This window comes from Pseudomonas sp. 5Vm1k (genome assembly GCF_056161485.1).
On sequence record NZ_JBSPCZ010000030.1, the window covers coordinates 32,404 to 54,778 of the forward strand.

Below are 22,375 nucleotides of genomic sequence, written 5' to 3' on the forward strand. Positions count from 1 at the left end.
GGTTATTGCGCAGTGGCTGGTGCCAGGAAAGCGGCTTCCAGCAACTGCTGTGTATACGGATGTTGGGGGGCGGCAAAGATACTTTGCGCGTCTCCCTGTTCGACCACTTGGCCATGCTTGACCACCATCAACTGGTGGCTCAGCGCTTTGACGACAGCCAGGTCATGGCTGATAAACAGATACGTCAGGTTGTACTTGGTTTGCAGTGACCGCAACAGCTCCACCACTTGGCGTTGCACTGTCCGGTCGAGGGCCGATGTCGGCTCGTCCAGCAGGATCAACGCCGGTTTTAGCACTAATGCCCGGGCAATGGCGATTCTCTGCCGTTGCCCGCCGGAAAATTCGTGGGGGTAGCGGTTCCGGCTTTCCGGGTCCAGGCCTACCTCCTTCAATGCCGCAATAATCGCTTGTTCCTGTTCCGCCTCGGTGCCCATCTTGTGGATCCGCAGGCCTTCGCCGACGATCTGGCTCACGCACATCCGCGGGCTCAGGCTGCCGAACGGGTCCTGGAACACCACCTGCATCTCGCGGCGCAACGGCCGAACCTCGTTCTGCGTCAGGCAGTCTAGCTGCTTGCCTTCAAAACGGATGCCTCCTTTGCTGCCGATCAGCCGCAAAATCGCGAGGCCGAGCGTCGATTTACCGGAACCGCTTTCTCCCACGATCCCCAGAGTCTGGCCCTGAGGCAGGCTGAAATTGATTCCGTCCACCGCCTTGATGTAATCCACCGTGGTTTTCAAGAAGCCTTTTTTGATCGGGAACCAGACTTTCAGGTCCTCGACCTGCAGCAATGGCGGGCCAATAACGTTGGTCGCCGGCTTGCCGCTGGGCTCCGCTGCCAGCAGTTCCCGAGTGTACGGATGCTGCGGCGCGCGGAACAACTCTTCGCACGATGCCTGTTCGACGATGCAACCGCGCTGCATGACACATACGCGATGCGCAATTCTTCGCACCAGGTTCAAATCGTGACTGATCAGTAACAACGCCATGCCCAGACGGGCCTGTAATTCCTTGAGTAATTCGAGGATTTTCAGCTGAACGGTTACGTCCAGAGCCGTGGTCGGTTCGTCGGCAATCAGCAGTTCCGGCTCGTTGGCCAGGGCCATGGCGATCATCACCCGCTGCCGTTGGCCGCCGGAGAGTTCATGGGGTAAAGCTTTCAGACGCTTGTGCGGCTCAGGAATACCGACCATCTCCAGCAATTCCAACGTGCGCTTGGTCGCCACTTTGCCGGTCAGGCCCTTGTGGATGCCCAGTACCTCGTTGATCTGCTTCTCGATCGAGTGCAGCGGATTGAGCGAGGTCATCGGCTCCTGGAAGATCATCGCGATCCGGTTACCACGGATGTGACGGATGGTTTTCTCTTTCAGGCTCAGCAGGTCTTGCCCGGAATACTCGATGGTGCCGGACGGGTGCCGGGCCAGCGGGTAGGGCAGCAGGCGCAGGATCGAGTGCGCGGTCACCGATTTGCCGGAGCCGCTTTCACCCACCAACGCCAGGGTTTCGCCACGCTTGATATCGAAGCTGACGCCTTCGACCACCCGCTGCACGCGTTCGCCGACGACAAATTCGACGGCGAGGTCGCGCACTTCGATCAGATTGTCCTGATTCATTTCACTTCCTCGGGTCGAAGGCATCGCGAGCGGACTCGCCGATAAACACCAGCAAGCTCAACATCAAGGCCAGCACGGCAAACGCGCTCATTCCCAGCCACGGCGCTTGCAGGTTGGATTTACCCTGGGCCACCAGCTCACCCAGGGACGGACTGCCCGCTGGCAGACCAAAGCCGAGGAAATCCAGGGCGGTCAGGGTGCCGATGGCGCCGGTCAGGATGAACGGCATAAAGGTCATGGTCGAGACCATCGCGTTGGGCAAAATGTGGCGGAACATGATCGCTCCATTCTGCATCCCCAGCGCCCGGGCCGCGCGCACGTATTCGAGATTACGCCCGCGCAGGAACTCGGCGCGCACCACGTCTACCAGGCTCATCCACGAGAAAAGCAGCATTATCCCCAGCAGCCACCAGAAGTTCGGCTGCACGAAACTGGCGAGGATGATCAGCAGATACAGCACCGGCAGCCCGGACCAGATCTCGAGGAAACGCTGCCCGGCCAGATCGACCCAGCCGCCATAAAAGCCCTGCAAGGCCCCGGCAATCACGCCGATGATCGAGCTGAGAATGGTCAGCGTCAGGGCAAACAACACCGAAATCCGGAAACCGTAGATCACCCGGGCCAACACGTCGCGGCCCTGATCGTCGGTGCCCAGCAGGTTGTCCGTCGACGGTGGCGCCGGGGCCGGGACTTTCAGGTCGTAGTTGATGCTCTGGTAGCTGTAGGGGATTGGCGCCCACAGAATCCACGCGTCCTTGGCCTTGAGCAGTTCGCGGATGTACGGGCTCTTGTAGTTGGCTTCCAGCGGGAATTCGCCGCCGAAAGTGGTTTCCGGGTAGCGCTTGAGCGCCGGGAAGTACCAACCGTTGTCGTAATGCACCACCAGCGGCTTGTCGTTGGCGATCAACTCGGCACCGAGGCTCAGGCCGAACAGAATCAAAAACAGCCACAGCGACCACCAGCCACGCTTGTTGGCCTTGAACAGTTCGAAACGCCGGCGATTGAGGGGGGACAGGCTCATCTCAATGCTCCCGGTGTTCGAAGTCGATGCGCGGATCGACCAGGGTGTAGGTGAGGTCGCCGATCAGTTTCACCACCAGCCCCAACAGCGTGAAGATAAACAGCGTGCCGAACACCACGGGATAGTCGCGGTTGATCGCCGCTTCAAAACTCATCAGACCGAGGCCGTCGAGGGAGAAAATCACTTCCACCAACAGCGAACCGGTGAAGAAGATCCCGATAAACGCCGACGGGAACCCTGCAATCACCAACAGCATTGCGTTGCGGAACACGTGGCCGTAGAGCACGCGGTGATTGGTCAGGCCTTTGGCCTTGGCGGTGACCACGTACTGTTTGTTGATTTCATCGAGGAAGCTGTTTTTGGTCAGCAGGGTCATGGTCGCAAAGTTGCCGATCACCAGCGCCGTCACCGGCAATGCCAGGTGCCAGAAGTAATCGAGAATCTTGCCGCCCATGCTCAGCTCGGCGAAGTTGTTGGAGGTCAGGCCGCGTAGCGGGAACCAGTCGAAATAACTGCCGCCGGCAAACACCACGATCAGCAGGATGGCGAACAGGAACGCCGGGATCGCGTAGCCGACGATGATCAGCGAACTGGTCCAGACGTCGAAGTGGCTACCGTGCCGCGTGGCCTTGGCGATCCCCAGCGGGATCGACACCAGGTACATGATCAGCGTGCTCCACAGGCCGAGGGAGATCGACACCGGCATCTTTTCCTTGATCAGGTCGATGACCTTGGCGTCGCGGAAGAAGCTGTCGCCGAAATCCAGGGTGGCGTAGTTCTTGACCATGATCCACAAGCGTTCCGGCGCCGACTTGTCGAAGCCGTACATGTGCTCGATTTCCTTGACTAGCGCCGGGTCCAGGCCTTGGGCACCGCGATAGGCGGAACCCGCAACCGAGACCTCGGCACCGCCACCGGCGATGCGGCTGGTGGCGCCTTCGAAGCCTTCGAGCTTGGCGATCATCTGTTCCACCGGGCCGCCGGGGGCAGCCTGGATGATCACGAAGTTGATCAGCAAAATGCCGAACAAGGTCGGGATGATCAGCAGCAGTCGCCGAAAAATATACGCCAGCATTGATTACTCCGTGCCCGCAGGGTCGGCTTGCAGTTTGGTTTCGACTTCTACCGCAGGTTTGGCGTCAGGCTTGACCCACCAGGTGGCGATGCCGACGTCGTACTTGGGCGAGACTTTTGGATGGCCGATGTGATTCCAGTACGCCACGCGCCAGGTCTTGATGTGCCAGTTGGGGATCACGTAATAACCCCATTGCAGCACGCGGTCCAGCGCCCGGGCATGGGCCACCAGGCTTTTACGCGAGTCAGCGTTGATCAACTCCTCGACCAACTGGTCCACCACCGGGTCTTTCAGGCCCATGGAATTGCGGCTGCCGGGTTTATCCGCGGCGGCGGACATCCAGAATTCGCGCTGTTCGTTGCCCGGCGAATTGGACTGCGGGAAGCTGCCGACGATCATGTCGAAATCCCGGGAGCGCACGCGGTTGATGTACTGCGAAACGTCGACCCGGCGAATCACCAGGTCTATGCCAAGGTCGCTGAGGTTGCGCTTGAACGGCAACAGCACCCGTTCGAATTCAGTCTGGGCTAGCAGGAACTCGATGATTACCGGTTTGTCGGTGGCGTCGACCATTTTGTCGTCGACGATTCGCCAGCCGGCCTCTTGCAACAGTTGATAGGCCTTGCGCTGCTGAGTGCGGATCATGCCGCTGGCATCGGTCGTCGGGTTCTCGAACGCCTCGCTGAACACCTGTGCCGGGAGCTTGCTGCGGAACGGGTCGAGGATCGCCAACTGATCGGCGTCTGGCAGGCCGGCGGCGGCCATTTCCGAGTTTTCGAAATAACTGCGGGTGCGCGCGTAGGCGCCGTTGAACAGTTGCTTGTTGGTCCATTCAAAATCCAGCAACAACGTCAGGGCCTGACGCACGCGGATGTCCTGGAACACCGGGCGGCGCAGGTTGAAGACGAAGCCTTGCATGCCGGTCGGGTTGCCGTTGGGGATTTGTTCCTTGATCAGCCGCCCCTCGGTCACCGCCGGGATGTTGTAGGCGTTGGCCCAGTTCTTCGCGGTCATCTCCAGCCAGTAATCGAACTGCCCGGCCTTGAGCGCTTCCAGAGCCACGGTGTTGTCGCGGTAATAATCGGTGGTCATCACATCGAAGTTGTAGAAGCCGCGGTTGGCTGGCAGGTCCTTACCCCAGTAGTCCTTGACCCGTTCATAACGCACCGAACGCCCGGCCTTCACTTCGCTGACTTTGTAAGGGCCGCTGCCCAGCGGGATCTCCAGGTTGCCCTTGTTGAAGTCGCGGGTGGCCCACCAGTGTTTCGGCAGGACCGGCAACTGGCCGAGGATCAGCGGCAGCTCGCGGTTGTTGCTGTGCTTGAACTTGAACAGCACCGTGAGCGGGTCTTCGGCGACCACGTCGGCGACATCGTTGTAATACCCGCGATAGAGTGGGGCGCCATCCTTGATCAAGGTCTGGAAACTGAACACCACGTCTTCAGCGCGCACCGGGTGGCCGTCGTGGAACCGCGCTTCGGGGCGCAGGTAGAAACGCACCCAGCTGTTGTCCGGCGCTTTTTCGATCTTGCCGGCGATCAGGCCGTATTCGCTGAACGGTTCGTCCAGGCCCTGTTTGGCCAGGGTGTCGTAGATCATATCGATGTTGTCAGCTGCAACCCCTTTGCTGATAAACGGGTTGAGGCTGTCAAAGCCGCCGAAGCCGGCCTGGCGGAAGATCCCGCCCTTGGGCGCGTCCGGGTTGACGTAATCGAAGTGTTTGAAGTCGGCCGGGTATTTCGGCGGCTCGTTGTACAGGGTCAAGGCATGTTGCGGGGCGGCGCAGGCCAGCCCGGCGAACAGTAGACCGCTGGCCTGCAGGAGCAGGGCGCGTACGGGTTTCATTGATCTTTCTCCGAAGACTTCAGCCACCATGCGCTCAAGCCCAGTGTGTAGGGCGGCGTGGTGACGAAGGCCAACCGGTTGCGGTAGGCCAGGCGATGATAATTGAGGTACCAGTTGGGAATGCTGTAGTGCTGCCATAACAGCACGCGGTCGAGGGCCTTGCCGGCGGCGACCTGTTCGTCGCGGGTTTGGGCGGCGAGCAATTGTTCGAGCAAATGATCGACCACTGGGTTGGCGATGCCAGCGTAGTTCTTGCTGCCCTTGACCCCGACCTGGCTGGAATGGAAATACTGCCATTGCTCCAGGCCCGGGCTGAGAGTCTGGTTGAGGGTCATCAGGATCATGTCGAAATCGAACTGATCCAGGCGTTGTTTGTACTGGGCGCGATCCACCGTGCGCAGCCGTGCGTCGATGCCGATGCTGGCGAGGTTTTCGACGTAGGGCTGGAGGATGCGTTCCAGGTTCGGGTTGACCAACAGAATTTCAAACCTCAGCGGTTGCCCGGCGGCGTTCTGCACGCGCTGGCCATTGAGCTTCCAGCCGGCCTCGCTGAGCAGGGCCAGGGCCTTGCGCAGGGTTTCCCGGGGGATGCCGCGGCCTTCGGTCTGCGGCAGGCTGAAGGGCTCGGTGAAGAGCTTGGCGGGTAACTGTTCGCGATAAGGCTTGAGCATCAGCCATTCGTGACCGACCGGCAGCCCGGTGGCTTCGAACTCGCTGTTGGGGTAGTAACTCATGGCGCGCTTGTAGGCGCCGCTGAACAGGGTGCGGTTGGTCCACTCGAAATCGAACATCAGCCCCAGCGCTTCGCGAACCTTGACCTCGGCAAAAGTCGGGCGCCGGGTGTTCATGAACAGGCCCTGGCTCTGGGTCGGGATCTGGTGCGCGATTTGCGCCTTGATCACGTCGCCGCGCCGCACCGCCGGGAAGTTGTAGCCGTTGTCCCAGTTCTTCGCCTGGTGCTCGATGTAGATATCGAATTCGCCCGCCTTGAAGGCTTCGAAGGCCACATCGCTGTCGCGGTAGAACTCGACTTCCATGCGGTCGAAATTGTACTTGCCGCGATTGACCGCCAAGTCCTTGCCCCAGTAATCCTTGACGCGTTCAAAAATGATCTGGCGTCCCGGTTGCACCGAGGTGATGCGATACGGCCCGCTGCCCAGCGGCGGCTCGAAGGTGGTGGCTTTGAAGTCGCGACCTTTCCAGTAGTGTTGGGGCAGCACCGGCAACTCGCCCAGGCGCAGGATCTGCAACGGATTGCCAGCGCGCTTGAAGACAAAACGGATGCGTTGCGGGTTGAGGATGTCGACCCGCAGCACTTCCTGGAGGGCGGTGCGGTACTGCGGATGGCCTTCCTTGAGCAGCAAACGGTAGGAAAACGCCACGTCATAGGCCGTGATCGGCGTGCCGTCGTGAAATCGAGCTTCGGGGCGCAGGTTGAACACCACCCAACTGCGGTCCTCGCTGTATTCCACTGACTGGGCGATCAGGCCATAACTTGAAGTCGGCTCGTCGCCGGACGGCGCGTATTGGCCGGTGCCAACCATCAGCGGTTCGTTGAGCTCGTTGATGCCGTACTGCAGGAAGTTCGGTGTGGAAACCGGGCTTGAACCCTTGAAGGTGTAAGGGTTGAGCGTATCGAAGGTGCCAAATGCCATTACCCGCAACGTACCGCCCTTGGGCGCTTGCGGGTTGACCCAGTCGAAGTGGGTAAATCTGGCCGGGTACTTGAGCGTGCCGAACTGCGCATAACCATGGCTTTCGCTGATCGTCGCGCTGGCGCAGGGGCTCAAGGCCAGGCTGATCAGGAGAAGGAGGAGGGGACGCTTCAAGTCAGAGATCCGATCCAGGCGGCTTGGGCTTTGTGGGCCGTACAGTAACAGCTTGTATCGACAGGAAAAAGACAGGGGCTTAATGCGCTGTTAATTGCGGGTGCGGACCGCTTGTAGCCGCTGTCGAGCCTGCGTTCGGTTTGTAGCAGCTGTCGAGCTTGCGAGGCTGCGTTCGGCTGCGAAGCAGGCGTGAAATCAGTACTCGCGGTGTGTCAGGAAAACTGCATGCTCAGGTTTACGACTGCTTCGCAGCCGAACGCAGCCTCGCAGGCTCGACAGCTGCTACAGGCGAACGCAGTGGTTAGCAAATTCCGGGCAAAAAAAAGCCCCTGAATTTCAGGGGCTCTTTGTTAGCGTGGCGAAGACACCGTCAGCATCTGCCCAGGCTTCAGCGCCTGGCCAACCCGTGGATTCCAGCGCTTGAGGTGTTGCATTTCAACGTTGAAACGTTTGGCAACCATATACAGCGAGTCACCTTGCTGGACTTTGTAGGTCTGCTGGGTCTTGGCGACGGTCTTGCCGTTGTCCTTGCCTTTCGACTTGCCATTCGCGGCCACGACGGTGTTGATGCGTCCGGCGCTGCGCTTGGTGTTGTCCTGCATGACCAGGGTCTGACCGACCTTGAGATTCTTGCCGGTCATCTTGTTCCAGCGCTGCAGGTCTTTGACATCGACCTTGTTCGCCTTGGCGATGGTGGCGAGGTTATCACCACGTTTCACCCGGTAGGCGCGCTTGAGTTTGGCGATTTCGTTGTCATCAGCACCTTCGAACACCGGTTTGAGTGGTCGCGAGCTGATCAGCTCCTCGGGGCGCATGGTCGACAGGCTGGCAGTCAGCAGCTGCGCCTTGGACGTCGGCACCAGCAAATGCTGGGGACCGTCGATGGTGGTGCGCTGCTTGAAGGCTGGGTTGAGCTGGAACAGCTCGTCTTCGTCAATGTTGGCCACCGCGGCAACCTTGGACAGGTCCATGCGCTGGTTGATTTCGACGACCTGGAAGTACGGTTCGTTGGCGATCGGGTTGAGGTTCACGCCGTAGGCTTCTGGCGACAGCACCACTTGCGACAGGGCCAGCAACTTCGGCACGTAGGCCTGGGTTTCGGCCGGTAGAGGCAAGTTCCAGTAGTCGGTTGGCAGGCCGAGCTTCTCGTTACGCTCGATGGCGCGGCTGACTGTGCCTTCGCCAGCGTTATAGGCCGCGAGGGCCAGCAACCAGTCACCGTTGAACATGTCGTGCAGGCGGGTCAGGTAGTCCATGGCCGCGGTGGTCGAAGCGGTGATATCGCGACGGCCATCATAGAAACGGGTTTGACGCAGGTTGTAGTAACGCCCGGTGGAAGGAATGAATTGCCAAAGACCCACCGCGTCGGCCCTGGAGTAGGCCATCGGGTTGTAGGCGCTTTCAATCACTGGCAGCAGCGCCAGTTCCAGCGGCATGTTGCGTTCTTCAAGGCGTTCAATGATGTAGTGAATGTACAGGCTGCCGCGTTCGCCGGCGTTTTCGAGGAAGGACGGGTTACTGGCGAACCACAGTCGTTGTTGCTCGATACGCGGGTTGACGCCCAGGCCGTCCTGCAGCTGGAAGCCCTGGCGCATGCGCTCCCAGACATCCTGCGGTACTTGCGGGGTTGGTTTCTCGCTGAGCCAGATCGGTTTCTGCTTGGCTCGCGCGGCAATATTCGGGGTATGGGTTGCTTCGGTTTGCGGGACATGGCTTGAACAGCCCGCCAAAGTGGCGGACACAGCCACCGCGATGGCTTGAGCCAAGCGGGTCAATGCGTCTGAATTGATGGCTTTACGAATAGGTGACGACATTGGCTGGAAGTAAGTTCCGGGCAAAAATGTCGGGGGATTCTAGAAAGCGTACCCCCCGCGGTCAACCATTCAGAATTTTTGTACCAATAGGTAGCCAGCTTAGAACTTATCTTTCCAAGCCCGCAAGGCAGCAAAAACCGCACTCGGACCCCGGTTTTGAGTTCCAATCCGTTCGTCCACTTTTTCTTTAACGGATGTTTCATCGACACGCAAAAACGGGTTGGTGAGCTTTTCAAGCGCCAGCGTAGAGGGCAGCGTCATGATTGCGGCTTCACGTTGCGCGCTGACTTTTTCCAGACGTGCGGCAGTGTCCGGATTGTTCGGTTCCACCGCTGCGGCGAATCTCAGGTTGCTCAGGGTGTATTCGTGGGTGCAATAGACCAGCGTGTCCTCAGGCAACGATGCCAGGCGCGTCAGCGAGGTGTGCATCTGCTCCGGGGTGCCTTCGAACAACCGGCCACAACCGGCGGCGAACAAGGTGTCGCCGCAAAACAACAGGCCATGGTGATAAAAGGCAATATGCCCGAGTGTATGGCCGGGGACGGCGTAGACATCGAAATCCCAGCCGAGCACGCTGATGCGGTCGTTGTCCTTGAGCGCGACGTCCCGCGCCGGGATGGTTTCACTGGCCGGGCCATAGACTGTCGCGTCAGTTGCTTTTTTCAGCTGCTCGACGCCGCCGACGTGGTCATGATGATGGTGAGTGATCAGAATATCGCTGAGCACCCAGCCCGGATGCGCCACCAGCCAGGCCTGGACCGGCGCGGCGTCTCCCGGATCGACCACGGCGCAGCGTTGGGTGCGGTGGTCCTGTAACAACCAGATGTAGTTGTCGGTGAAGGCGGGCAGGGCACTGATCTGTATCATCGTCGGATTCGCCAAGCGGAAAACAATGGCGCATCTTAGAACTTCCTGGCGCTTTGGAGAATGCAATGACCGATAAAGCGTTCGCTCAGGCCGATCCTGAGTGGCTGACATTGATCAGCGCAGCCCGCGAATGGCTGTCCGGCCCGATCGGGCAATTTCTGCTGGATGAAGAACGGCGCATGCTCGAAGACGAGTTGGGCCGGTTTTTTGGCGGCTACCTGGTGCACTACGGTCCATCGGCCGAAACGCCACCGTCGGCTCCGCAAGTTCAGCGCAATGTGAGACTCGGTGCGCCATTGCCCGGGGTCGAGATTGTCTGCGAAGAGCAGGCCTGGCCCTTGAGCGAGCACGCCGCCGACGTGGTGGTGTTGCAACATGGGCTGGATTTCTGCCTGTCGCCCCACGGTTTGTTGCGCGAAGCGGCGAGCAGCGTGCGGCCCGGCGGGCATTTGCTGATCATCGGCATTAACCCCTGGAGCAGTTGGGGCCTGCGGCATGTGTTCGCCCACGACGCTATGCGCAAGGCTCGTTGCATTTCGCCGTCGCGGGTCGGTGACTGGCTGAACCTGCTGGGTTTCGCGCTGGAGAAACGCCGCTTCGGGTGCTATCGTCCGCCGCTTGCGTCGCCCACATGGCAGGCCCGTCTGGCGGGTTGGGAGCGCAAGGCCGGTGACTGGCAACTGTCGGGTGGCGGCTTCTATTTATTGGTCGCGCGCAAGATTGCGGTCGGGCTGCGGCCCGTGCGTCAGGCCCGGCGCGAGCCGATGGGCAAGTTGATTCCGTTGCCGATGGCTAAGGTCAATCGTCGCCATATCGAGCCGTAAACACTCTTTATTTTCCCGGCCGGGTTTGCCCGGCCTCGGGCATCGTCGATCCTGGATCGGCGAGCCACCGCATTTTCTGGATAGATTGGCATGAGCGATAGCAGCGATAGCGTAGAACTGTTCACTGATGGCGCCTGCAAAGGCAACCCTGGCCCCGGCGGCTGGGGCGCACTGTTGGTGTGCAAGGGCGTCGAAAAGGAACTCTGGGGCGGCGAAGCCAATACCACCAACAACCGCATGGAACTGATGGGCGCAATCAAGGGCCTGGAAGAACTCAAGCGTTCCTGCGACGTACTGCTGGTGACTGACTCGCAGTACGTGATGAAAGGCATCAACGAGTGGATGGCCAACTGGAAGAAACGCGGCTGGAAGACTGCGGCGAAAGAGCCGGTTAAAAATGCCGACCTGTGGAAGCTGCTGGACGAACAGGTCAACCGCCACAACGTGACCTGGAAATGGGTGCGTGGGCACATTGGCCACCATGGCAACGAGCGGGCCGACCAGTTGGCCAACCGTGGCGTGGATGATGTGCGCGGTTACAAGCAGGACTGATCCAGCGCCGATCTACTGTAGGAGCGAGTCTGCTCGCGAAGAGGGCGTTTCAGTCGACATTGATGTTTGCTGATACACCGCTTTCGCGAGCAAGCTTCGCTCCTACAGGTTTTTTGAGCACCAAAATTGCGCTCGCCCATTGACTCTCCCGTTAGGGGCACACTTTACGCTGAAGGCTCTTCTTTCAGGATGCAGTGATGATGAGCAAGCGAGTGCTGGTGATTTTGGGTCACCCCTCAACCGACAGTTTCTGTGGTGCCTTGACCGAGACGTATGTCGAGGCGGCAAAAAGTGCCGGGCACGAGGTGCGTCTGTTACGACTGGATGCGCTGAGCTTCGATCCGGTGCTGCGCGATGGCTATAAACAGATTCAGCCACTGGAGCCCGATCTGCTCAGGGCTCAGGCCGATATCACCTGGGCTGAGCACCTGGCCTTTGTCTATCCGATCTGGTGGGGCGGCATTCCGGCGTTGATGAAAGGCTTCTTCGACCGGGTATTCCTGCCCGGTTTTGCCTTCAAATACCGCGAAGGCAAAGCCTTTCCCGATAAGCTCCTCAAAGGGCGAACCGCTCACCTGTTAGTCACGATGGATACTCCACCGTGGTACTACAAGTGGGTCTATCGCATGCCTGGCTTGCACCAGGTGCGCAAGACCACGCTGGAGTTCTGTGGCATCAAGCCATTGAAGGCCCTGACGTTCGGACCGCTCCTCGGTTCCAGGCCCAATCAGCGAAATGCCTGGCTCAAGCAAGCTCAGGCGATCGCCAGCCACTGATACGCATGTTATGCCGCATCGCCTTGCAACAGGCGATGCCAGCTTCATTCCTGTCAGCTCCCCGCCATTAAACGCCCTTGGCTTCCCGCCCTTGCCTACAAGTGTAAAGATGCGCCGTGCGAGTGCCCCCACCACTTGCCGGCCATAAAAAGGACTTTTCATGTACATCGGCAAAGCCGCCCAGTTGTCGGGCACGACGATCAAAAGCATCCGCCACTACGAAGACATTGGCTTGTTGCCGCCGCCCCAGCGCGAAGGCAAATATCGGATCTATAACCAGCAGAGCGTTGAGTTGCTGACGTTTATCAAATGCGCTCAGCAATTGGGCTTCAAGCTAAAGGAAATGCAGGCGATCCTGAAGGATCACCGAGGCCAACAGCTGCCCTGGGACTTGGCGAACAAGGCCATCGCGGATAAAAAACAGGAACTGATGACCCGGATTGAAGGGTTGCAGCAGGTCTACACAGGGCTGGTGGAATTTGAAGCCAGCCTCAAGGATGCGCAGGAGCAATGCCAGTTTGAACACCTTGCCAAAACCGCCTGAGCGGTTTTCTTGCATGGGCTGGTGAGACGCGTCGACGACTGTCGAACGTCCGACGCTGTATATGAACGCGAGAAATGCTTCATCCACGTTCACACCTTGCTGAACCAGCAACTTGATTCGCGAAAGCAGGTTCAATGTGGAGCGTACCGGCATTGGTCACTTGCAGGTTCAATTGGATCGGGTGTGTTAATATCGCCGGCCTTCGAAGGGTGACGAGTGATGAGGATTTAATAGCGTATGGCTCAACGGAGCGTTGTACTCGATACCGAAACCACCGGCATGCCGGTGACCGACGGCCACCGGATTATCGAAATCGGTTGTGTCGAGTTGATCGGTCGGCGCCTCACGGGCCGGCACTTTCACGTTTATCTGCAACCGGATCGCGAGAGTGATGAAGGCGCCATCGGCGTCCACGGCATCACCAACGAATTCCTGGTGGGCAAGCCGCGTTTCACCGAAGTGGCCGATGAGTTCTTCGAATTCATCAAGGGCGCGCAGCTGATCATCCATAACGCGGCGTTCGACGTTGGCTTTATCAACAACGAATTCGCGCTGATGGGCCAGCACGATCGCGCAGATATCACGCGGCACTGCTCGATCCTCGACACCCTGATGATGGCCCGGGAACGTCACCCGGGGCAGCGCAACAGCCTCGACGCCTTGTGCAAACGCTACGGCGTCGACAACTCCGGCCGTGAACTGCACGGCGCCTTGCTCGACTCCGAGATCCTCGCCGACGTTTACCTGACCATGACCGGCGGCCAGACCAGTCTGTCCCTGGCGGGTAACGCGTCTGACGGCAACGGTTCGGGCGAAGGCGCGGACAACTCCGCCACCGAAATTCGTCGCCTGCCTGCCGATCGCCAGCCGACCCGGATCATCCGCGCCAGTGAAGATGACCTCGCGCAGCACCTCACGCGCCTGGAGGCAGTGGCTAAATCCGCCGGTGCGCCGTCGTTGTGGCAGCAGTTGATCGAAGCCAAGGCTCAGGCCTGAGGCTGAAAGGCTTTTGTGGCGAGGGGCTTACCTGTGGCGAGGGGGCTTGCCCCCGTTGGGTCGCGAAGCGGCCCCTGCATTTCTTTCAGATAAACCGCATTCGCAGTATTTACAACTGCTGCGCAGCCGAACGGGGGCGAGCCCCCTCGCCACAAGGTCCCGCATCCACCTCTGATCATCATTTCAGATTGCGATTGATGGCCACATGATGGTGCGCTGACTGACCCGCTTCGGGGCATCCGCGCTCGCCACATCCGCCTCAACCCTCTACCCTGAGGGTATTGGCAGGCCACGGTCTGCCGCCTCAGGACACTGAGCCCCATGTATAAAGATTTGAAATTCCCGGTCCTGATCGTCCATCGCGACATCAAGGCCGACACGGTTGCCGGCGATCGCGTGCGTGGCATCGCCCGGGAGCTGGAGCAGGAAGGTTTCAGCATTCTCAGTGCGGTGGATTACACCGAAGGGCGCCTCGTCGCCTCGACCCATCACGGCCTCTCGTGCATGTTGATTGCCGCCGAAGACGCCAGCGCCCACTCTCATTTGTTACACAATATGGCCGAATTGATCGGCTTGGCGCGGGTGCGTGCGCCGGACTTGCCGATCTTCGCCCTGGGCGAGCAGGTCACCCTGGAAAACGCCCCGGCCGACGCCATGGCCGAACTCAATCAACTGCGCGGCATTCTGTACTTGTTCGAAGACACCGTGCCTTTCCTCGCCCGCCAGGTCGCCCGGGCGGCGCGCAAGTACCTCGATGGTCTGTTGCCGCCATTCTTCAAGGCGTTGGTGCAGCACACCGCTGACTCCAATTATTCCTGGCATACCCCCGGTCATGGCGGTGGCGTGGCGTATCACAAGAGTCCGGTGGGGCAGGCGTTCCACCAGTTCTTCGGGGAAAACACCCTGCGTTCGGACCTGTCGGTGTCAGTCCCTGAGCTCGGTTCGCTGCTCGATCACACCGGCCCCCTGGCCGAAGCTGAGGCCCGAGCCGCGCGCAACTTCGGCGCCGATCACACTTTTTTCGTGATCAATGGCACTTCCACGGCCAACAAAATCGTTTGGCACTCCATGGTTGCCCGGGATGATCTGGTGCTGGTGGATCGCAACTGCCATAAGTCGGTCTTGCACTCGATCATCATGACCGGTGCGATCCCGTTGTACCTGTGCCCGGAGCGCAATGAGCTGGGGATCATCGGCCCGATTCCGCTGAGTGAATTCAGTCGCGAATCGATCCAGGCCAAGATCGACGCCAGCCCGCTGACCAAAGGCCGCGCGCCCAAGGTCAAGCTGGCGGTGGTGACCAACTCGACCTACGACGGCCTCTGTTACAACGCCGAGCTGATCAAGCAGAACCTTGGCAACAGCGTCGAGGTCTTGCACTTCGACGAGGCCTGGTACGCCTACGCGGCGTTTCACGAGTTCTTCGCCGGGCGCTACGGCATGGGCACGACCCGCAGTGAAGACGGCCCGTTGGTGTTCACTACCCATTCCACCCACAAACTGCTGGCGGCGTTCAGTCAGGCGTCGATGATTCATGTGCAGGACGGTGGCGCGCGGCAACTGGATCGTGATCGTTTCAACGAAGCGTTCATGATGCACATCTCCACGTCGCCGCAGTACAGCATCATCGCCTCGCTCGACGTGGCTTCGGCCATGATGGAAGGTCCGGCCGGGCGTTCGCTGTTGCAGGAAATGTTCGATGAAGCCCTGAGTTTTCGCCGGGCCCTGGCCAACCTGCGCCAGCACATTGCGGCAGATGACTGGTGGTTTTCCATCTGGCAGCCGCCGTCGGTGGAAGGTATTACCCAGGTCATCACCGAAGACTGGTTGCTGCAGCCCGACGCCGACTGGCACGGTTTTGGCGGCGTGACGGATGACTACGTGCTGCTCGATCCGATCAAAGTCACGCTGGTCATGCCGGGCCTGACCGCAGGCGGCGCACTGAGTGAGCGCGGGATTCCGGCAGCGGTGGTCAGCAAATTCCTCTGGGAACGTGGGCTGGTGGTCGAGAAGACCGGGCTGTATTCGTTCCTGGTGCTGTTCTCCATGGGCATCACAAAAGGCAAGTGGAGCACGCTGCTCACCGAGTTGCTGGAGTTCAAGCGCAGTTATGACGCCAACACCAGCCTGGCTTCCTGTCTGCCGTGCGTAGCCCAAGAGAATCTGGTGCGTTATCAAGGCATGGGCCTGCGCGATCTGTGCGATCAGTTGCACGCCTGCTACCGCAGCAATGCCACCGCCAAACATCTGAAACGCATGTACACCGTGCTCCCGGAAATCGCCATGAAGCCCGCCGACGCCTATGATCAATTGGTACGCGGTGAGGTTGAGGCGGTGTCGATCGATGCCCTGGATGGGCGAATCGCCGCCGTGATGCTGGTGCCGTACCCGCCGGGGATTCCGTTGATCATGCCCGGCGAGCGTTTCACCGAATCGACTCGATCGATCATCGATTACTTGTCATTCGCCCGTACCTTCGACAGCAGCTTCCCGGGATTTGTCGCCGATGTGCACGGATTGCAACACGAAGATGAGGGCAATGGGCGGTATTACACCGTCGATTGCATCAAGGAATGAGGACCTTTCCCAGTATGCAACCGGTCATGAATCCGAAATACCCAGGGCTGTCGGTGCGTGTCGCCGACGATGGTTTTGCCGCCTACATCTGGGGCAGCGATTTCAGTTTTGAAGTCGCCGCCTACGGTGCCGCGCAAATTGGCAAACCGGTGGCACAGTGGCCGGTAACGCCGATCACCCCTTATCGAAAGTGCTACGGCATCGATCCGGAAGAGTTCAGCAGTTTCCGCGATGCCGCCGACAGTGCGATTTTCATGGCGTATCTGGATGACGAGCCAGTGGGTCACCTGGTGATCAGCACCAACTGGAACGGCTTTGCCCATATCGATGAACTGGCGGTGCATGCGCCGGCCCGGCGGCATGGCGTGGCGAAGTCGCTACTGGATGTGGCGCAGTTCTGGAGTCGCAAGAAAAAACTGCCAGGCATCATGCTCGAAACCCAGAACAACAACCTCGGCGCCTGTCGGCTGTATGAGCGCAGTGGGTATGTGATTGGCGGGATCGATCATCTGCGCTATCGCGGCATTGATCCGAACACCGCTGAAGTGGCGCTGTTCTGGTATCGATTATTCGATAACCCGCTGGAAAACCCGATCAGCTCGCCAGCATCGCCACGGCTTGTTCCGTGATGATTGCCAGCAACGCCTGAACGGCCGGTGATAGCTCAGCGTTCTTCAGGGTCAGGGCGTAGAGGCTGATCGGCACTGCCGGCGCCAACGGGCAGGCGTCCAGCCCGGACGCCTTGGCGCCGAGGGCGGTGAAGGGGTCGACGATGGCCAGGCCTTCACCGGCCTCGACCATGCTGCGCATCATCTGGTGGGTCTGCACGCGGGTCTGGATCACCAGGGCCGGGCGCAGCGCCTGCAATTTGGTTTCCAGCGCCGGGCTCAACGGGTCGTGACCGTCGAGGCCGACCATCGATTGACCGGCCAAATCCTGTACCGACACGTACTTCTGCTTCGGTTGCAGCCAGCCGTGGGGCGCCAGTAACTGGAGCTTGCCTTGGGCAATCACTTGGCAGTCGATGTCGGCGTGGTCGGGGTCGTGCAGACTCAGGCCCAGATCACTTTCGCGCAGCAACAGGCTGCGGACGATCTCGCGGGTGGGTTGGCTGAGGAGGGTGCACGGCGCATCGGGAAAACGTCGGCGCAGGGCTGCGATGCTGTGGGGCAACAACTGTTGGGCCAGCGGCGGGGTGCCGATGACGCGCAACGGTGGGGCGAGGTATTGCTTGAGACTGTTGGCCAGGCGCTGGACCGGCTCGAGGGCTTCATAAACGTGGGCAATTTCGACCTGCAACTCCCGCGCCTCGCGCGTGGCCTGCAAGCGACCGCGCACGCTGGAAAACAGCATGAAGCCCAACTGACCCTCGGCGTCGTGCAAAATCCCTTCGACCTCGGCCACCGGCAACTGCAGCCATTCGGCGGCGGTGCCCAGGTGACCGGTCTGCAAGAGCGCCTGGATCACTTCGATATGACGTAAACGCATGCGTGAAGTCCATGTTCAGCAGGTGAGGGAGTCAGTGGCTGAATCCTAACTCAAGTGCGCGCATATGACTTCTGCTCATAACACGGGGTTATGAGGCGACGGTGGTTTCCGGCAGGCTACCGATGTAAGTGTCCGGTTCGCGAGTGAGGGTGATATCCGACTGGATCAACTGGAACCGATTGTCGTCGAGCTTCTTCATGCGATCGCCAATGGCCAGTTTGTAGGTGGTGACAGGCTCCGTGCCTTCGACACCGTCTGCCGACGGGGTGGATTCCTGGAACTCATGCACGGAATAAACGCGGCCTTCCGCGTCTCTTGCATGGAACTGACCGACGAGTACTGCTGCCATCTGCTTAGAACCTCTGGAGATAAATCACTCAATTTGCGGTTCTGTAGACCGTGCTTGGGTGAAGTAAGTTTTCCTACAAGAAAAAAATAGTCAGCGGCGGCGATTTTCGCTCGCCCGCTGATCGAAACGTCATCTATAACTACAGGCTCTTTCCATCGGACAGTCGAGAATCTTCCATGAGCAACGTCTATACGGTCGCCGTTGTGGTCGGCAGCTTGAGAAAAGAATCGATCAACCGCAAGGTCGCATTGGCCCTGGCTGATCTGGCGCCTGCCAATCTGAAATTGAACATCGTCGAAATTGGCGACTTGCCACTCTACAACGAAGACATCGATGGCGCTTCACCGCCGGCAGCCTACAGCACTTTCAGACAACAAGTGAGCTCATCCGACGCAGTGCTGTTTGTGACCCCGGAATACAACCGTTCGGTGCCAGCACCGTTGAAGAATGCGATTGACGTGGGGTCCCGCCCTTATGGCAAAAGTGCCTGGAGCGGAAAACCGGGGGGTGTGATCAGCGTTTCGCCGGGCGCGGTCGGCGGTTTCGGCGCCAACCATCACTTGCGCCAGTCCATGGTGTTTCTCAATGTGCCCTGCATGCAGCAACCGGAAGCCTATCTGGGTGGTGCCGGTACAGCGTTCGATGAGGCGGGCAAGTTGAGTGAATCAGTGAAGCCGTTCTTGCAGAGCTTCATCAATGCTTACGGGCAGTGGGTCGAACAACACAAAAAAGTCTGACAAATACCCTGTAGGAGCGAAGCTTGCTCGCGAAGGCGGCGGTACATTCAGCATTGATGTCGGCTGGAACGCCGCCTTCGCGAGCAAGCTTCGCTCCTACAGGGGGGCAGTAGGCCCGAGCAATCTCGCGCAAATCATGGTCTCGATTTCCGCCAACCACGCAGCGGTTTGTTCAGCCGCCGGTTGCGCGACCACGCAATACCGCCGCCCACCCCAAGCCATGATCACCCAGGCATCGATGGTGGCCGGCGACGGTTGCACAAGCAAATCACCACACGCCGCAAACGCTTCACGCCATTTTTGCGACAGTTCCTGGAACAGCCGCCGATGATGCTTGGGCTCGGTGAATTGGTGTTCGATCGCCAGCACTTCATGGTTGAACAGCGGTTGTCGCACGCCGTCCGGCTCGCAGGTCAGGCGGATCAAGCGTTTGATCCGGGTCAGCCCGTCCAGGTCGTTGGCCTGTACGACCTGTTCGTCCAGATGCTGCAACAATTCATCCAGGGAATGCCGGATATAGCCCGACAGCAAGGCTTCCTTGCTCGGGAAATAGTCGTACAACGTGCCAATCGCCACGCCCGCTTCCAGGGCTACTTCGCGGGTGGTCAAGCCGGACCAGCCGTCACGCTGCCAAATCCGAACAAACGCCTCGTAAATCGCCTCAACAGTGAAAATCGCCCGGGCCTGACTCGGCCGTTTCAGCGGTTTGGCACGGGGGTTGAGGGTTGGCGCGTGGCCTTTGGTGTTTCCGAACCCGCTCTTCATCGGCTGCCATTACTCTGGTGCTACCCGCCACTCACTCGCAGCAGGAGTCTGAAAGATGCAAAGCCTGAGCACGGTAACACGGCTGATCACCCGTAAAAACGCCCTCGACCAGAGCCGGATCGAGCAGGAGCAACGCAGCCTGATTGCGGCGCCCGGCGAGATCATCTTGAAGATCGACCGCTGCGCGTTGACCACCAACAACATTACCTACGCCGCGTATGGCGATTCGATGAACTACTGGGGATTCTTTCCTACGGGGCTCGCGGAATGGGGCCACATTCCGGCGTGGGGATTTGCCGATGTCGTGGCGTCGGACGTCACGGGTATCAAGGTCGGCGAGCGCTTTTACGGGTACTTCCCGATCGCCAGCCATATCTGGATGCGCCCGGACCGGGTCACCGAACGGGGCTTCTATGACGCGGCTGAGCATCGCCAGGCGCTGACCTCGGCTTACAACCAATACACACGCTGCAGTTGGGATACGTACTACACGCCCGAAACCGAAAACCTGCAGATTCTGCTCAAGCCGCTGTTTCTGACCTCGTCGATGCTGGCGGACTTCCTGCAGGACAACGAGTTCTTCGGCGCGACCCGACTGGTGTTCTCCAGTGCGTCGAGTAAAACCGCGTACGGCACGGCGGTGTGCCTGGAAAATAATCCCGACCTGGAGCGGATTGCCCTGACCTCGGCCGGTAACAAAACCTTTGTCGAATCGTTGGGTTGTTACGAACGCACCGTGTCCTACGCAGAACTCGACAGCTTGCCGAATGATCGTGCGACGCTGTACGTGGATTTTTCCGGCGACCTGAAACTCCGTGATCGGGTGCATCAGCATTTCGCCGGTCAATTGGTTTACAGCTGTTTCGCCGGTTCGGCCCAGAGCACCGACAAGGCACAGTTGAGCGCCATTGCCGGGCCACAACCGGTGTTCTTCTTTGCGCCGATCCAGATCCGCAAGCGCAATACCGAATGGGGCCCGGAAAAGGTCAGCCAACATATTGGCGAGGGGTTGCAGCGGTTTTACGGGTTGGTCACTGCGACGTCCACGCCGTTGCTCAAAGTGGTGGAGAGTGAAGGCTACGAAGCGGCGCAACGTGTAATATCGCGGCTGTTTCATGGACAGGTTGCGCCGGTCGAGGGGCACGTCATCAAGTTGTAGTCTGCGGACTCCAAGCCAATCCCCAATCCCCTGTGGGAGCGGGCTTGCTCGCGAAGGCGGTGGGTCAGTCAATATCAATGTCGACTGACACGACCTCTTCGCGAGCAAGCCCGCTCCCACATAGGGGATTTTGATGTGGTGGGGATTTTTGTCTCGCGCCACGGAATTATCGCCCCGACCCTTCACTCTGTTGCATGTCCCCATCCCGATTGTCTGTTCAAGGCTGCTGTGCATGCTCATTGCGTCGTTGATTTTCCTGCTGACCATTACTTTGGTGATCTGGCAGCCCAAAGGCCTCGGCGTCGGCTGGAGCGCGGTGTTCGGTGCGGTGCTGGCGCTGCTCTTCGGGGTGGTGCACCTCAGTGATATCCCGTTGGTGTGGCAGATTATCTGGAACGCCACCGGCACTTTTGTCGCACTGATCATCATCAGTCTGTTGCTGGACGAGGCGGGGTTCTTTGCCTGGGCGGCGTTGCATGTGGCGCGCTGGGGCAAGGGCAGCGGGCGCAAGCTGTTTGCCTTTATGGTGTTGCTCGGCGCGCTGGTGTCGGCGCTGTTTGCCAATGACGGCGCGGCGCTGATCCTCACGCCGATTGTGATCTCCATGCTACTGGCCCTGCGTTTCTCGCCCGCCGCAACCCTGGCCTTCGTGATGGGCGCCGGTTTCATCGCCGACACCGCGAGCCTGCCGCTGGTGGTATCGAACCTGGTGAACATCGTCTCCGCCGACTTCTTCCACATCGGCTTCAACCGCTATGCAGCGGTGATGATCCCGGTCAACTTCGTCAGCGTCGCCGCAACGTTGGGTATGTTGATGTGGTTCTTCCGCAAGGACATTCCCAAGGCCTACGACCCCGAGCAACTGGAAGACCCGGCCACGGCGATCCACGACAAAGCCACGTTTTATGCCGGTTGGGCGGTGTTGGTGATCCTGTTGGTCGGGTGCTTTGCCCTGGAGCCGCTGGGGATTCCGATCAGCGCGATTTCTGCGGTGTGCGCGGCATTGCTGCTGGGTATCGCTGCCCGTGGACACAAGATTTCCACGCGCAAAGTCATGAAAGAAGCACCGTGGCAGATCGTGATTTTCTCCCTGGGCATGTACCTGGTGGTCTATGGCCTGCGCAACGCCGGGCTCACCGACTACCTCGCCGGGTGGCTTAACGGCTTTGCCGATTACGGCGTTTGGGGCGCCGCCATGGGCACCGGCGTGCTGACGGCGTTGCTGTCGTCGATCATGAATAACTTGCCGACAGTGTTGATCGGTCTGCTCTCTATTGATGCGAGCCAGGCCACGGGCGTGGTCAAGGAAGCGATGATCTATGCCAACGTCATCGGCAGCGACCTGGGGCCGAAAATCACCCCGATCGGCAGTCTGGCGACGTTACTGTGGCTACATGTGCTGGAGCGCAAGAGCATCAAGATTGGCTGGGGTTATTACTTCAAGGTCGGGATTGTGTTGACGGTGCCGGTGTTGTTGGTGACGTTGGCGGCGTTGGCTTTGCGGTTGTCCATTTAAACCGCGTCGGCCCCTTCGCGAGCAAGCC

Annotated in this window: 20 protein-coding genes; 10 read left to right on the forward strand and 10 right to left on the reverse strand. The window is 59.6% G+C overall.

Translation table 11 applies throughout. The features are described from left to right. Window positions 1–2: 2 nt before the first annotated feature. The 7 genes from ACWIKB_RS32110 to gloB form a co-directional block, all read right to left on the reverse strand. Window positions 3–1,613, reverse strand: coding sequence for an ABC transporter ATP-binding protein (locus tag ACWIKB_RS32110; RefSeq protein ID WP_213939220.1), 1,611 nt, complete (start codon window positions 1,611–1,613; stop codon window positions 3–5). Between the two features lies 1 nt (window position 1,614). Then, window positions 1,615–2,634, reverse strand: a complete 1,020-nt coding sequence (locus tag ACWIKB_RS32115) for an ABC transporter permease (RefSeq protein WP_475271446.1) — start codon at window positions 2,632–2,634, stop codon at window positions 1,615–1,617. A 1-nt stretch (window position 2,635) separates the two neighbouring features. Beyond that, window positions 2,636–3,709, reverse strand: coding sequence for a microcin C ABC transporter permease YejB (locus ACWIKB_RS32120; RefSeq protein WP_475271447.1), 1,074 nt, complete (start codon window positions 3,707–3,709; stop codon window positions 2,636–2,638). 3 nt (window positions 3,710–3,712) lie between these two features. After that, window positions 3,713–5,554, reverse strand: a complete 1,842-nt coding sequence (locus tag ACWIKB_RS32125) for an extracellular solute-binding protein (protein WP_475271448.1) — start codon at window positions 5,552–5,554, stop codon at window positions 3,713–3,715. Beyond that, a complete protein-coding gene (locus tag ACWIKB_RS32130; protein WP_475271468.1) occupies window positions 5,551–7,359 on the reverse strand; it encodes an extracellular solute-binding protein in 1,809 nt (602 codons plus the stop codon). The genes ACWIKB_RS32125 and ACWIKB_RS32130 overlap by 4 nt, the downstream gene beginning before the upstream one ends. Window positions 7,360–7,733: 374 nt before the next feature. Then, entirely contained in the window at window positions 7,734–9,197 is a 1,464-nt protein-coding gene (locus ACWIKB_RS32135; protein WP_475271449.1) for a transglycosylase SLT domain-containing protein, read from the reverse strand. 99 nt (window positions 9,198–9,296) lie between these two features. Beyond that, entirely contained in the window at window positions 9,297–10,064 is a 768-nt protein-coding gene (gene gloB, locus ACWIKB_RS32140) for a hydroxyacylglutathione hydrolase (RefSeq protein ID WP_475271450.1), read from the reverse strand. 65 nt (window positions 10,065–10,129) lie between these two features. Between gloB and ACWIKB_RS32145 the strand changes: the two genes are divergently transcribed. The 7 genes from ACWIKB_RS32145 (at window position 10,130) to ACWIKB_RS32175 (ending at window position 16,962) form a co-directional block, all read left to right on the forward strand. Continuing rightward, complete coding sequence (locus ACWIKB_RS32145; protein WP_475271451.1) at window positions 10,130–10,888, forward strand: methyltransferase domain-containing protein; 759 nt, start codon at window positions 10,130–10,132, stop codon at window positions 10,886–10,888. Between the two features lie 90 nt (window positions 10,889–10,978). Then, the gene (rnhA, locus tag ACWIKB_RS32150) at window positions 10,979–11,440 is read left to right on the forward strand and encodes a ribonuclease HI (protein ID WP_475271452.1); all 462 of its coding nucleotides are present in this window, start codon (window positions 10,979–10,981) and stop codon (window positions 11,438–11,440) included. A gap of 197 nt (window positions 11,441–11,637) precedes the next feature. Continuing rightward, complete coding sequence (locus tag ACWIKB_RS32155) at window positions 11,638–12,216, forward strand: NAD(P)H-dependent oxidoreductase (protein WP_475271453.1); 579 nt, start codon at window positions 11,638–11,640, stop codon at window positions 12,214–12,216. Window positions 12,217–12,376: 160 nt separating this feature from the next. Beyond that, on the forward strand, window positions 12,377–12,760 hold the full coding sequence (locus ACWIKB_RS32160; protein ID WP_475271454.1) for a MerR family transcriptional regulator: 384 nt from the start codon (window positions 12,377–12,379) through the stop codon (window positions 12,758–12,760). 237 nt (window positions 12,761–12,997) lie between these two features. Beyond that, window positions 12,998–13,756 (forward strand): DNA polymerase III subunit epsilon, encoded by a 759-nt coding sequence (gene dnaQ / locus ACWIKB_RS32165; protein ID WP_475271455.1) that lies wholly within the window; start codon window positions 12,998–13,000, stop codon window positions 13,754–13,756. Window positions 13,757–14,077: 321 nt separating this feature from the next. Continuing rightward, window positions 14,078–16,333, forward strand: coding sequence for an Orn/Lys/Arg family decarboxylase (locus tag ACWIKB_RS32170; protein WP_475271456.1), 2,256 nt, complete (start codon window positions 14,078–14,080; stop codon window positions 16,331–16,333). A gap of 14 nt (window positions 16,334–16,347) precedes the next feature. Then, the gene (locus tag ACWIKB_RS32175; protein WP_475271457.1) at window positions 16,348–16,962 is read left to right on the forward strand and encodes a GNAT family N-acetyltransferase; all 615 of its coding nucleotides are present in this window, start codon (window positions 16,348–16,350) and stop codon (window positions 16,960–16,962) included. Here the strand turns inward: ACWIKB_RS32175 and ACWIKB_RS32180 are convergent. Together ACWIKB_RS32180 and ACWIKB_RS32185 are read right to left on the reverse strand one after the other, a co-directional pair. Beyond that, entirely contained in the window at window positions 16,928–17,821 is an 894-nt protein-coding gene (locus ACWIKB_RS32180; RefSeq protein ID WP_475271458.1) for a LysR substrate-binding domain-containing protein, read from the reverse strand. The genes ACWIKB_RS32175 and ACWIKB_RS32180 overlap by 35 nt on opposite strands. Before the next feature lie 88 nt (window positions 17,822–17,909). Next, window positions 17,910–18,170 (reverse strand): hypothetical protein, encoded by a 261-nt coding sequence (locus tag ACWIKB_RS32185; protein WP_213938219.1) that lies wholly within the window; start codon window positions 18,168–18,170, stop codon window positions 17,910–17,912. Window positions 18,171–18,346: 176 nt separating this feature from the next. Here ACWIKB_RS32185 and ACWIKB_RS32190 point away from each other — a divergent pair, with 176 nt between their 5' ends. Next, window positions 18,347–18,907: an NADPH-dependent FMN reductase gene (locus tag ACWIKB_RS32190; RefSeq protein ID WP_475271459.1), complete on the forward strand. Its 561-nt coding sequence runs from the start codon at window positions 18,347–18,349 to the stop codon at window positions 18,905–18,907. Between the two features lie 96 nt (window positions 18,908–19,003). Here ACWIKB_RS32190 and ACWIKB_RS32195 read toward each other — a convergent pair whose 3' ends face one another. Continuing rightward, entirely contained in the window at window positions 19,004–19,672 is a 669-nt protein-coding gene (locus ACWIKB_RS32195; RefSeq protein WP_475271460.1) for a TetR/AcrR family transcriptional regulator, read from the reverse strand. 55 nt (window positions 19,673–19,727) lie between these two features. Here ACWIKB_RS32195 and ACWIKB_RS32200 point away from each other — a divergent pair, with 55 nt between their 5' ends. Continuing rightward, window positions 19,728–20,831, forward strand: a complete 1,104-nt coding sequence (locus tag ACWIKB_RS32200; protein WP_475271461.1) for a DUF2855 family protein — start codon at window positions 19,728–19,730, stop codon at window positions 20,829–20,831. Window positions 20,832–21,063: 232 nt separating this feature from the next. Then, the gene (locus ACWIKB_RS32205; protein WP_475271462.1) at window positions 21,064–22,347 is read left to right on the forward strand and encodes an arsenic transporter; all 1,284 of its coding nucleotides are present in this window, start codon (window positions 21,064–21,066) and stop codon (window positions 22,345–22,347) included. The last annotated feature ends 28 nt before the right edge of the window (window positions 22,348–22,375 follow it).